The organism is Vibrio sp., assembly GCF_038138445.1.
GTDB lineage: Bacteria > Pseudomonadota > Gammaproteobacteria > Enterobacterales > Vibrionaceae > Vibrio.
Genome location: NZ_JAYQDQ010000103.1, coordinates 1 through 12,823 on the forward strand (window position 1 = coordinate 1; position 12,823 = coordinate 12,823).

Consider the following 12,823-nt stretch of genomic DNA (forward strand, 5'->3'; position numbering starts at 1 on the left):
CATCTACCTTAACTTGATGATTTTTATCTAAATTATCAGGGGATTCCTCAGTACTGTGCATCTAAAGATGAGATTAAAGCTAAAGATTATTCACTTGTACCAAGCAAATACATAGAGTTTGTGAATAAAGATGAACAGGTTGATTTCGACCAGAAAATGACTTCCATCCAGACAGAAATGAGAGATTTGCTCAAAGCAGAGCAGAAATCAAAAGTTGAACTTCTATCTGTATTTAAAGAGCTTGGTTATGACATCGAACTATAAACGAATTGGAGATTACATCAGGCTTGTTGATGTACGAAACAAAGACCTAGCAGTTGATACACTGTTAGGTTTGTCGATTTCCAAAGAATTTATCCCTTCAGTTGCCAATACTGTTGGGACAAATATGGCTAACTACAAAATCATCAATAAAGGGCAATTTGCTTGTAGCTTAATGCAAGTAAGGCGAGATAAAAAAATCCCAGTGGCTCTACAAACTAATTTTGATACAGCCATTATTTCTCAGGCATACCCTGTCTTTGAGGTGATTGATTCAGAGTCATTAGATCCTGAATATTTGATGATGTGGATGTCTCGTGCTGAGTTTGATAGACACGCTTGTTTTCTTGCTGTTGGTGGCGTTCGAGGTAGTTTAGAGTGGGATGACTTTTGCGATATGGAACTACCTGTTCCATCTATCGAGAAACAGCGTGAAATCGTGCGTGAATACAATGTGGTGAATGGACGTATTGCACTTAACGAGCAACTAACTAAAAAGCTAGAAGAGACCGCTCAAGCTATTTACAAACAGTGGTTTATCGATTTTGAGTTCCCGATCTCAAAAGAATACGCAGAATCCATTGGTAAGCCTGAACTAAAAGGGAAGCCTTACAAGTCTTCAGGTGGTGAAATGACGTATTGTGAAGAAGTCGGTGAGTTTAAACCTTCAATTTGGAAGTCAGAAAGAATGATAAATGCATTTGAACTCCAAAGGGGATTTGATTTACCTAGACAAAGCCGAAAATTTGGTTCAGTCCCAATTGTTTCAGCGAATGGTGGAACTGAGGTTCACGATACTGCCAAGGTTACTGCTCCAGGAGTTGTCACTGGTCGTAGTGGGACATTAGGAAATGTGTTTTTTATCGAAGAGGATTTCTGGCCACTAAATACAACACTTTGGGTGAAAAATTTTAAAGCGTTTACGCCCATCTACACTTATTTCTTTTTGAGTAATTTAAATTTAAGTGAATATTCAACAGGCTCGGCAGTTCCTACACTGAACAGAAACGATGTACACGATGACTTTTGCGTTATTCCAACATTAGTTACCATTGGTGTTTTTGATAATTATATCAAGGTCTTACTTGAGTTGATTAAAGAAAAAAAAGAAGAAAAAAAAGTGCTTAACAAAATGTTGACACTGCTGAATACAAAAATGTCTAAGGCTTAATAAATGAAATTCACAGAAGAAAGGCTAGAGCAAGCCATTATTGAACTGCTAGGGAAAGAAGGCTACCCACATACTCGTGGTGAAGCGATTGAGCGAGCACCTGAAGATGTGCTGATTAAGTCTGATCTTCGTGAATTTCTAGCCAGACGTTATCAAGCGGAAGGTATTACAGATTATGAGATAGAGCAAATTATCCATAAGCTTGAGTATCTTCCTGCTTCAGATCTCTACGATACCAACAAAGCCATAATGAAGTTTGTCTCTGATGGCTTTTTGCTCAAGCGTGAAGATGCAAGCCAGAAAGATTTATACATTCAGCTTATTAACTTTGAGAGTGTTGTTGCTGCTCTTGAATCAGAGGCTAGTGACCAGCTAAAAGTAGCAGAATCGAGTTTGAGTTACTTACCAAAGCAAGACGGCAATATCTATCGCATCGTTAACCAAATGGAGATACAAGGCTATGAGCTGCGTATTCCTGACGGGATTCTTTACATCAATGGCTTACCTCTTGTGGTGTTTGAATTTAAGAGTGCCATTCGTGAAGAAGCGACTATCTATGATGCGTATAAACAGCTAACCACTCGTTATGATCGAGATATCCCTGAGCTATTCAAATACAACGCTCTATGCGTGATTAGCGATGGTGTGAACAGCAAAATGGGGTCGTACTTTGCCCCATACGAGTTCTTTTACTCTTGGCGTAAAATTACGGGTGAAGAGAAGCTAGACAAAGATGGTATTGATTCATTGTTTACAATGATCAGCGGCTTGTTTAACAAGAAACGACTCACTGAAGTGATACGTCACTTTATCTACTTACCTGACACCTCAAGTAAACAAGAGAAGATTGTTTGTCGTTATCCTCAGTATTACGCAGCAACAAAGCTTTTTGCCAATATCAAACAGCATATGAAGTGCTTTGATGAGCACGGAAAGTTGGTGAGCGGTGATGGTAAGGGTGGTACGTATTTCGGTGCGACTGGTTGTGGTAAAAGCTACACAATGTTGTTCTTATCTCGTCTATTGATGAAAGATGTCGAGTTGGGCAGCCCAACTATTATTCTCATCACTGATCGTACTGACCTAGATGATCAGCTTTCAGGTCAATTCACTAATGCAAAAGGTTACGTGGGCGATCAAAACATCATTAGCGTTGAGAGCCGTGCTGAACTTCGTGAACACCTAAAAGGGCGTAAAAGTGGTGGTGTATTCCTGACGACCATCCATAAATTTACTGAAGATTTGAAGCTGTTGACGGAGCGAACCAACGTCATTTGTATCTCGGATGAAGCGCACCGCAGTCAAACCAATTTAGAACAGAAAATTACCGTTACTGAAGACGGAGTGAAAAAGACTTACGGCTTTGCTAAGTACCTTCACGACTCTTTACCAAACGCTACTTATGTCGGTTTTACTGGCACACCGATTGACGCAACACTGGATGTTTTTGGTGCGGTTGTAGATAGCTACACAATGACAGAATCGGTTTACGATGAAATTACTGTTCGTATTGTGTATGAAGGCCGAGCAGCAAAAGTGCTACTTGATGGTCGCCAGCTTGATGAAGTCGAAAAATACTATAAAGAGTGTGAAGACGCTGGAACAAACGAATATCAAATAGATAAAAGCAAAACGGCTATGGCGAGTATGTCTACCATACTAGGCGACCCAGATCGTATCAAAGCCATAGCGAGAGATTTTGTTGAGCATTATGAGAATCGTGTTGAAGAAGGCACGACTCAAAAAGGCAAAGCAATGTTTGTTTGTAGCAGTCGTGAAATCGCTTATCAGTTCTACAAAGAATTGCTTGAGCTTCGCCCTGAGTGGGATGAAGTAAAAGTCTGTGAGGACGGTGCAACCTTATCAGAAAGTGATAAGAAGAAAGTTAAGCCGATGGAGCGAGTCAAGATGATTATGACTCGTAATAAAGACGATGATAAAGCTTTGTGGAACAAACTCGGTAACAAAGAGTACCGTAAAGAGCTGGATCGTCAGTTTAAAAATGGTAAATCGAACTTCAAAATCGCTATTGTGGTTGATATGTGGTTAACGGGCTTTGATGTGCCGTTCCTCGATACCATCTACATTGATAAGCCTTTGCAAAAGCATAATCTGATCCAAACCATTTCGAGAGTAAACCGTAAATTTGAAGGTAAAGAGAATGGTCTGGTTGTCGATTACATCGGCATAAAAAAACAGATGAACCTTGCACTTTCTCAATACACAGCAGGGCAAGATCAGAATCTAGAAGACATTAATCAGTCGGTCATTATCGTTAAGGATCACCTGAGCTTGTTGGATGGGCTGTTCCATAAGTTCGACTCTAAGCCCTACTTCAATGGTACGCCACTAGAGCAGTTACATTGCTTAAATGCTTCGGCTGATTTTGCACTTAGAACCAAGAAGTTTGAAAAGACGTTTATGGATTTGACCAAACGCCTTAAATCAGCTTATGACATTTGTGTGGGTAGCAGTGACCTGACCAAAGAGCATAAGGACAAGATTCACTATTATCTAGCCGTTCGAACCATCGTATTTAAGATCACTACGGGTGGTGCGCCAGATGTTGATCAAATGAACCGTAAGGTGCGTGATTTGGTCAAAGACGCACTAATGAGTGATGGTGTTGAAGAGATCTTTAAACTGGGTGAGAAAGACGGTGGTGAGATTGATATTTTTGATGATGATTATCTTACCAAGTTGGAGATGGTGAAACAGCCAAACACCAAACTTCAACTGCTTCAGCAAATGCTTGCCAAAGCGATTGGTGAGTTTAAAAAGACCAATAAAGTGAAAGGTGTCGATTTCACCAAGAAAATGAATATGTTGGTTGAAAAGTACAATGAGCGTGATGAAAAGGATGTACTTCGCTCGGAAGTCATTAATGATTTTTCTGATGAAATTATCAATCTTTACAATGAACTACGTGCTGAGATGGCTTCGTTTGGTGAAATGGGGATAGATTTTGAAGAAAAAGCCTTTTACGACATTCTCATCTCTCTGGCTCACAAGTATGACTTTACCTATCCCGAAGAGAAGCTGCTTGACCTATCTAAAGAGGTGAAGAAGGTCATTGATGATAAAGCCAAATACACCGATTGGAACAAGCGAGACGATATCAAAGCTGAATTGCACTTTGACCTGATCATTTTGCTCGATGAGTGGGGCTACCCACCGATTGATCGTGATGAAGTGTATAAAGAGATTTTTGAGCAGGCAGAGAACTTTAAGCGCAATGCGGCATAGGTAAAGAATTATGACAATCCCTAAGCACAATGAGATTCGATTTGTAGTTTTAACTCACTTACTTGATAGTGAAGTGAAAAAACTCAAAGAACTGGTTAAACCGTTGGCGCAACATTTCCAACTCTCTGATGAAGAGATTGAGCAAATGTATGATTCTGGTAATGGTCCCGTTTTTTTAGATCGGATCTCGTGGGCGATGAGCTTTTTAAATTTAGCAGGGTATATAGATAAGCCTAAGCGTGGTGTGTATCAAATCAATGATGCTGGTCGATTGGTATTGCAACGAGAAGACGCTCAAACATACCTCTATAAAGCTCATACAAAGAGAAAATCAAAGCCTTTAACGGTAGATGAATCGGCTGATATTGAAGCGGAAGATAAAACGCCACTTCAGCTCTTTTCTGAATCATTCGATGAAATTAAAAAATCCATCTACGATGAGATTTTAGAGACGGTTCTGAGAAAATCACCACGAGAGTTTGAACACCTTGTCGTGTCTCTGCTTGAGCGGATGGGCTATGGTGGACAAGTTAAAAACGCTGGTGAAGTGACTCAAGCCTCTAACGATGGTGGAATTGACGGGATTATCAAAGAAGATTTGCTGGGGTTAGGGCGAATCCACATCCAAGCAAAACGTTATGATATTGGTAATACGGTTGGTCGAGACGAGATTCAGAAGTTTGTTGGTGCATTAGCTGTCGCTCAATCGAACAAAGGGATTTTCATTACCACTTCATCTTATACGAAAGGTGCTCAAGAGTACGCTAATAATTTGAATGGCACTACCGCACTGGTTTTGATCGATGGTCAGCAACTCGCTCAATACATTTATGATTTTAACTTGGGAATGCAAGTTGAAAAGGTCATTGAAATTAAAAAGTTAGACAGTGAGTTTTGGGACTTGATGCAAGACGCATAACTCAATAATTTTCACTCAGAGGCAGAAAAATCTCTGATTTTTCATTTCTGTGAATCTCTGATTCATCAGCCTTATGCTCATATAGCGATAGTGGCTCTTTAAATGGCGTTTTTAGCCTGATTTAGCATTGTTGTAGCTAATGGATGGGCTAATCCTAAAAGTTAGCTCAAAACACCTTTCTATGCACTTTGGTTATATTAAAGAAAGATTTTATTATCATTCCATTATTGAATTACCTCAGATGTAAGGGGGTGAACAATTAGGGGGGAGCAATAGAGCGTATTGGTGTGTGTAATAATCTTTGGTGTGTATAACTAGGAAGGTGTGTGTAATAAGGGTTTTGCTCTTGCAATTTGTTTTTTTTGAGGTTTACTGACTGAAGAACGAAAAAAGAACTCGGCAAAAGTTCTTTAGTTTCGGAAAATCTCGATGCAGCGAGATATAATCATTGTTAGCATATTTTTACTTTTTATCAATAGCTTAACCATAAATTATATTTTTTCTCACGAGATAGCATAATCAACCAAGGAGAAAAAATATGCTATCAAACAACCTTTTTTTAAGATTACCTCGTGATTGTGTGGTCAACAACTCTGACGCTCAATCCGCACTTTACCCTGAAAATTTAACCCCATTTCAAATGAAATTGGTGTTGTCCTTTCTTGCTCAAGCTGGAATGAAAGACGATATCGTTAATCACGTTGAAATCTTCCTTAAAGATTTTAAATCAGAAGAGTCTCTATTTGGTTGGGTGAAGCTTTCAAAGAGTAAAATCGAGCAAGCTGTTATAAATATTCACCATCCCTTTATTGCCAAAATTTCCTGTGATGATGACCGTATCAACGTCACTTTTAGTCGCCAGTTCCTAAACCTCCAAGCAAAAGAAATGCTAGATCCAAAAGCGGTAAATGTGGGGCTAAGTGCGCTTATGTCATACAAGCAAGTCTCATCTATCAAACTGCATATTCAAACGTTGGCGTATTACCCATATAGAGCTAATTTTTACTTCTTAGTCGATTTTCTAGGCGTATCTACTAATCAAGCTCGAAAAGAGCAGATTCGTTCAATCAAGAACAAAATCCGTACAGTTGGTATCGTTAAAGATTTTGATTATCAGCATCCACCTCAAATTTCTGCGCCTCGTAGAGAAGGGGATTACGATTTTTCCATCTATCGTCTGAAAGACGGTCAATTTCAAAGTGAGAAGATGAATAAGAGAAAACCGGGTAAGAGGACATAGATAGTTTAGTGTGTTTGGTCTTGTGGCTTTGCTGTGATTTTTCGTCCAAGTGACAGATTAATTTTTATATCGGTTCTTTGCCTCTTGTCTATCAAACTCCTTTTTATAACGTCTAAGCTGATCTTGTTGTAGAGCTAGTTCAACCTCATCCATTAAGATTTTTCCAGCGTCTTCACGTTCTTGACTAAGGGACAGATGAAGCTCGACAGGCTGGATCAAATCTCGGTTAAGGTTGGATTTTTTGAACGTCAATAAGCCGTTAAACCATTGCTCAAATTTTTCTTCAAACCACTGAGACAGATTCGCTTTAGTACGTTGTAATAGTGCCTTTTGCTGCTTGGCTTTTTTGTTCCAGTTGATAGCCGTTTTTCGCTCCTGAATGGCTTTATCTTTCCAGCGTTGCTCTTGATGTTTAAGGTCGCTTACCGCTTCTATTAGCTCGGTTTTATCGTCATTGAGTTGATTGACTCCGTTATGAACTCGATGCCTAATCTTGAGGTTTGAATATTCGTGTGCGTCTTGTTTTACTTCTTGCGGTGTGCGTTTCACTGCATTGATGTTGTAGCCCAGTTTTTGTAATTGGGTATTACAGTATTTAAACATAATGTTTTGATAAAGTTGGCCGAACTGCTCTACTTCGTCAGGGCTTAACTTACTCCACTTTTTACCACTAAAGAGATCAGGCTTGTTATACAGTTTACGTACTAAGTTTAACTCGTGATCAGGTAAGTCAAACCGTCTAGTTGTGTTGTTATAACCACTCAAACGATGGTGAGCGTGTGGATTTTCTGCTTTTTCGTCTAGATGGACTGCGGTGTAATAAGCATCATAGTCACTGTAAAATTTGTTGTGGAATAGCTCGATTAACTTGTTCCAATCTTCAGCGGAGATGCTAATACCGTGCTTATCAGGAATTTTAAAAATTTTTTCTGAAGATATGACTTTCAATGACATAGAGCCATTGTCGTTGACTGTTAGGAGTTTATTGCACTCTTCTAACTTGTGAATGGTTTTTTTCTTGTTGTTGTAGCGTTTGATCTTGCCAAAGCTAGACAGCCTTTTAAGCTCTGTCTTAGCGTGAATTTTATCAATTCCCACCTTTGCCAGTAGCTCATTGAAAAAGTCCCTTTCTAGCGGATTTGAAGTATTCTCCACCCACTTTTTTAGTTTGGACTTGCTCTTAGAACGAGCAAGGTTTAGCTCTCCAACATATTTGTCAGACATTCCGCCTTTGACCTGCTTGAGTTTGTTGTGTTGGTCGGCTTCGATCTCTGCTAATAGGTCGGTCAATTGTGAAGGTTCGACAGGCTCACCTTGTCGATATATCACATTGTTAGGGCTTAGTTCTGGGCTGTAATTACGCTCTTCTGGCGCTAATTCATCCAATCTAAAGTTATGCTGATCAAATCCTGTTTTGTTCTTGTGGAAGCCGTATGTATGTGCGGTACGGCATAATAATCTTATCTGCTTCACTGCTGTTTTTTCTCCTTTTTATTTACTCAACTTTTCAAAAGTTGACCAGCATCTATACAAACTTTACTCAAACGTAGAGCAGAGAAAGTGGGTATAGATACAAGCTGGTTGTATTAATGCTTACTTTTAGTAGTCCACAGATATCAAGATTTGCAAATTTTAAGCGGTTAAGGTGCTGAATAGATTGCGGTTTTTATCTTTAGTTATGGCGATTTTATTGTTAAAACGGGTTCATCTTTTAGCCATAAAATTGTCTACCACTTTTGTTATTAGCATTAGGGTACTGATGATCTTTTTACTACTAATCTATTGTCATTGCTTGTTTTTGTGGTAGTTCAATAAGTATGGATAGGAGAAAATTATGAGTGGAAAGAAACAAGAAAGCCGATTGGAATCCGCAGCAAAAAATGAGCTGAAAAAAACACAAGAGTTGGCGAACTCTGATTTCATCAAAGGTCAGCTTAAAGAGCTTATGAGCAACAAGCTACGCAAAGACATAGTTCTGCGTGATGATTTAATCAAAAGCGGTTCTGCACCGTCTGAAAAGCTGATCAGCCGAATAGAGGGAAGAGAGGACGCATTGAATCAGTTAGTCGCTGAGACTTCGACTACTCAAACAGAGCTGTTAGGCACTTACGACATTTTAAAAGCTCTGATTAGTGAGCTAAGAAAGTACGCCCCCGAAAAAGCGGATAAATTTGAAAGCGCACTGGTTCTAAAGATTCAGCAAAGTGGTTCAACAACAATCAAGAAAAAACGTTTGTAAAACAGCATAGATGTGTTGTTGATAGATTTTGTGAACATTATGCGTGTTTAGCTAGGAATGAGTGGACATTTAGGTTATTCAGAGTAATGTTTAAATAACTAGCTTGTGCATTCATTTTTAGTGTAATTTTGTGTATAATCTGCGCCCTCAATTCTCACTCAAGTTAGCAGGATAAATTTATGATAAAAATTAATGATTTAGCTGACTACATCATCACTAAACTTAGTGAAGGTGGGGAAAGCCTTAGTAATCTGAAACTTCAGAAGCTTGCTTACTACTGTGATGCTTGGCACTTGGCTTTTAAGGGTGAAAAGCTCGTTGACTCTGATTTTCAGGCTTGGATTCACGGTCCTGTAAGTCGAGAGTTATATGATAGATTTTCCTCAACGAAATCTCTTTACTCTGATATTTCAATAGAAAATCGCTCTGAAGATTTTCAGTTGGAATCAGTTGCAAGCGTATCAGGACACATTGACACTGTATTAGAGTCTTACGGTAAGTTTTCTGGTGCTCAACTCGAAGAAATGACCCACCGAGAGCTACCTTGGATTGAAGCAAGAAAAGGCTATCGCCCAAGCCAGCGTTGCGAAAATGTGCTTGATAATGAAGTAATTACAAAGTACTACAAAAGCCGCCTATCTTAATTCAAATGAAGCCAGTTCTAGAACACACTCCATCAACTAACACTCCTGTCTTAGTTGATGTCGGTGAACGTAAGTGGACGTTTTCTTTTCGGTATTGGAAGCAAATTGAGTATTTTGGTTTAGATAAATCAAACCCCTCTTGGTTTGTTTCTTTAATTGAAAAGCTAAAAGATTTATCAGATAAAGAAGTTAGGAACTTTGTTTCTTCTGGCTCTGAGAAGGTTGCTTGGCGCTACCATAACATTAACTGGAATCAACAGAATATCCCCATTCAACGTAAAGACTTAGATTGGTTAGCTTCAGACTATCGAGATAATGAAGATGAATACCCCATTGTTCAGTTTCAGATCTCTCAGTCTTTGGGGAGAGTTGTGGGTTTTTGGGATGAGAATAGTGTTTTCAATATTTTATTACTCGACCCTTTGCACAACATTCAGCCATCTAAAAGTTATGGATATAAAGTAGACTCGTGCAGTCCATTGTCTTGTGATTATTCCGCTCTATTGGCTTCAATTGATGGGCTAAAAAGTGGGAGTTATTGTTCAGCGCACGACTGTGGTTATCAAGAACAACTTGTGCAGTTATCAGCTGATAAGGCATACACTAATGTGGTGATGCACTTTCTTGATGATTCTCAAATTTCTGAGGTAGATGCGTTAATTAAAGCCGATAAAGCTCGTGATGAAAAAGAGATTTTTGAAGCAGGCTTGTTATTTTTATCGGATTAGTTGAGAATAAACGACAAGCTTGTAGATGACCACTGATTCAAGCCACTACATAAGCAACCGTTTATCGGAGAGAAACCCCAGTCTTTGACTGGGGTTTTTCACTTTCTAGCCCTAGATACTTAAACTTTCGTTTTTCTAGGTACTTCAACGGGTGGTTTGATCCCAAGAGGTTCTGCGAGTGCTTTGTGTAAGTGCTTGTTGCTGGTAATGCTCTTTTTCATATCTACCACGGCATTGACTGATTTTGACATTGTGCTACCAAGCGCAAACTCCTTCCATAATTTGAATGGGAGGATTTTTTTTATTTGTGCTTCTGTCAGTGGTGCATAATGGTCAATCTGCGCCTTTTTGAGTGTGATTTTATACTCTTTGCCGTATCGCCCTAATGTTTCATTATCAATCTCGTGTCCCATCAGCTCTGCGGTCATTGCAGGGTTTTCATCGGCCTGTTTACGTTCATCAGCGAAGGTATGGCGTAGGCTGTGGAATGATTTACCATCCGCTTTAATGTCCAAAGCTTTGAGGTAGCGGTCAAACGACTTAGCGGTGTTATGCCCGTAACCATCACGCCCTTTAATTAAATCTGGAAAAATGAGGTTAGTATGAAGCTTGTCGGCTTTATACAGGGCTTTTAGGTGCTCGACATATCGAATAAAGCCTAAACGCACCAAGGTTTTATGCACGGGTACTTTGCGAATGCTGTTAATGGTTTTCAGCGTTTTATCTTCATCTTCATTAAAATCCACCAACCACGTTCCATCTTCTCGATACACATCTTGCAGTCTAAGTTGAGACAATTCCCCTAAGCGTGCGCCCATATACAAACCAAGCAGTGGCAACCAATACTCAAAAGTGCGATTGTGCTTACCGTTTTGATACTTGTCGGAATTGAAAATGGTGATGAGTTCATCTTGTGTAAAACGTTCACGCTGCTTTTTCGCTTGAACTTTCTGAGCACGGTTTTTGACTCGCATCTTATCGAGAATATTCACCGTCATATATCTACGCTGCACCGCCCACAAAAACACGCTTTTCAGTCGCTCTAGGTTTTTGTTTACGTTAGACGCACTCATTGGCTCGAACGTGCCTTGCATTGCGATCAGCTCTTCAATGGATTTATCTTTGAAGGCTTTAAGTTTCTTACGGTTTGGCGGGAGTTTTCGCAGCGTGTCGATGTATTGGTTGGCGTGCTCAAAACTCAGTTCATCGACAAACACATCACCAATAATCTCGACAAAGGTATCGTAGAACGCAAGGTTGGTAGTATGGGTTTTATGACTCTTCCATTCAGCGTTTTGCTCGTCATAAAACTTCTGAAACAGCTCTGATACCTTGAGCATTGTCTTTGGCACAATCACAGGCTTGGAAAACGCTTCAAACTCTTGCAGTGGCACATTTTCGCCTTTCTCTAACAGCGATAGCAGTTTCACAAAGTTATGCGTGTCTTGCTCATTGTCGAGGGTAATACCTTCTAAGATAATATCGTCAGTGGTATTGCTGGCGGTATTGGAACGCAGAGTAGGGGATTGACCCGTTTTTATCTCTGTATCAATCAACCCTACGATAGTGTCATTGGCACTATTTCGACTGGCTTTTGATTGTTTGGTCAGTTGGGTTGGGGTTTCTGGTGGCGGTTTAGGTTTATTGCGCTTAACCACCATTCGAGCAATTCCCACTGATTTATAGGACGAATCATCATTACCAGAGGTCTTGGCTCTTGGTTTAATGTTAAGTTGGTCAATATACGGTTGTGGGTCTGCAAGTGTTGGCGATGAAAGCAAATCTATGATCGCAATGAAGCGATTGATTTTATCTATGCTGCTTAAATCCATATCAGCTAATGAATAATCTTGAAGCTGGTCAATATTTTTAAAGACGGTTTTAATGCGGTTTTTACGCTCCAACAAGAAAAACAATTGTTGAGTAAATTGTTGGTCGTTAATCGCTTCGGTGGCTCGCTGCTTGAGCATTAATTCTCTTTGCGTGCTTTCATCGAGTTCTTGAAAGGTTTCTCTCATACTTGCCATTCTCGCTACACTCTCCCTGATCTCAGTAAATAGACAATCAAACATCACCTTATGCTCACGAGCAGCGATCATTGCTGTGGTTCGGCATTTGGTTTTTAAGCTGATTTTGAGTTCTTTTTTGGCGCTGGGTATGACGCTTAGAATATCTAACGGGGTGCGCTGGCGAAAGTAAAAGGTATGAAATCTGTTGAGGTAGAGGAAATTATTTGTGGTCATTGTGTGGCTCACCTATGTGGCTCACCTGATAAATTGACCTTGAATAGTGGAAAATGAATGGAAAGTAGATACAAAAATGGCTTGTAAATCATTGATTCACAAGCCATTTTTATTTCCAATTGGTGGAGCTGG

Annotated in this window: 10 protein-coding genes; 8 read left to right on the forward strand and 2 right to left on the reverse strand. The window is 39.6% G+C overall.

Annotated features, from left to right (window positions below):
- Window positions 1-120: 120 nt before the first annotated feature.
- From AAFM34_RS18340 to AAFM34_RS18360, 5 genes are all read left to right on the forward strand, one after another.
- Window positions 121-264: a hypothetical protein gene (locus AAFM34_RS18340; protein WP_341665330.1), complete on the forward strand. Its 144-nt coding sequence runs from the start codon at window positions 121-123 to the stop codon at window positions 262-264.
- A complete protein-coding gene (locus tag AAFM34_RS18345; RefSeq protein ID WP_341665332.1) occupies window positions 248-1,432 on the forward strand; it encodes a hypothetical protein in 1,185 nt (394 codons plus the stop codon). The genes AAFM34_RS18340 and AAFM34_RS18345 overlap by 17 nt, the downstream gene beginning before the upstream one ends.
- A gap of 3 nt (window positions 1,433-1,435) precedes the next feature.
- Window positions 1,436-4,678, forward strand: a complete 3,243-nt coding sequence (locus AAFM34_RS18350; protein ID WP_341665334.1) for an HsdR family type I site-specific deoxyribonuclease — start codon at window positions 1,436-1,438, stop codon at window positions 4,676-4,678.
- A 10-nt stretch (window positions 4,679-4,688) separates the two neighbouring features.
- On the forward strand, window positions 4,689-5,597 hold the full coding sequence (locus tag AAFM34_RS18355) for a restriction endonuclease (protein ID WP_341665336.1): 909 nt from the start codon (window positions 4,689-4,691) through the stop codon (window positions 5,595-5,597).
- Between the two features lie 538 nt (window positions 5,598-6,135).
- Window positions 6,136-6,837 (forward strand): hypothetical protein, encoded by a 702-nt coding sequence (locus AAFM34_RS18360; protein ID WP_126607139.1) that lies wholly within the window; start codon window positions 6,136-6,138, stop codon window positions 6,835-6,837.
- A gap of 57 nt (window positions 6,838-6,894) precedes the next feature.
- On the opposite strand, the gene AAFM34_RS18365 is transcribed toward AAFM34_RS18360, so the two are convergent.
- Window positions 6,895-8,310 carry a hypothetical protein gene (locus AAFM34_RS18365; RefSeq protein WP_341665340.1) on the reverse strand — a complete coding sequence of 472 codons (1,416 nt, stop codon included), beginning with the start codon at window positions 8,308-8,310 and terminating at the stop codon, window positions 6,895-6,897.
- Window positions 8,311-8,671: 361 nt separating this feature from the next.
- Here AAFM34_RS18365 and AAFM34_RS18370 point away from each other — a divergent pair, with 361 nt between their 5' ends.
- The 3 genes from AAFM34_RS18370 to AAFM34_RS18380 all read left to right on the forward strand — a co-directional run bounded on the left by AAFM34_RS18370 (window position 8,672) and on the right by AAFM34_RS18380 (window position 10,448).
- Window positions 8,672-9,076, forward strand: a complete 405-nt coding sequence (locus tag AAFM34_RS18370; protein ID WP_341665342.1) for a hypothetical protein — start codon at window positions 8,672-8,674, stop codon at window positions 9,074-9,076.
- A 179-nt stretch (window positions 9,077-9,255) separates the two neighbouring features.
- Complete coding sequence (locus AAFM34_RS18375; RefSeq protein ID WP_341665343.1) at window positions 9,256-9,720, forward strand: type II toxin-antitoxin system antitoxin SocA domain-containing protein; 465 nt, start codon at window positions 9,256-9,258, stop codon at window positions 9,718-9,720.
- A 5-nt stretch (window positions 9,721-9,725) separates the two neighbouring features.
- Window positions 9,726-10,448, forward strand: coding sequence for a hypothetical protein (locus AAFM34_RS18380; RefSeq protein WP_171354590.1), 723 nt, complete (start codon window positions 9,726-9,728; stop codon window positions 10,446-10,448).
- Between the two features lie 119 nt (window positions 10,449-10,567).
- Here the strand turns inward: AAFM34_RS18380 and AAFM34_RS18385 are convergent, their stop codons facing one another.
- Entirely contained in the window at window positions 10,568-12,691 is a 2,124-nt protein-coding gene (locus AAFM34_RS18385; RefSeq protein ID WP_341665347.1) for a site-specific integrase, read from the reverse strand.
- Window positions 12,692-12,823 lie beyond the last annotated feature (132 nt).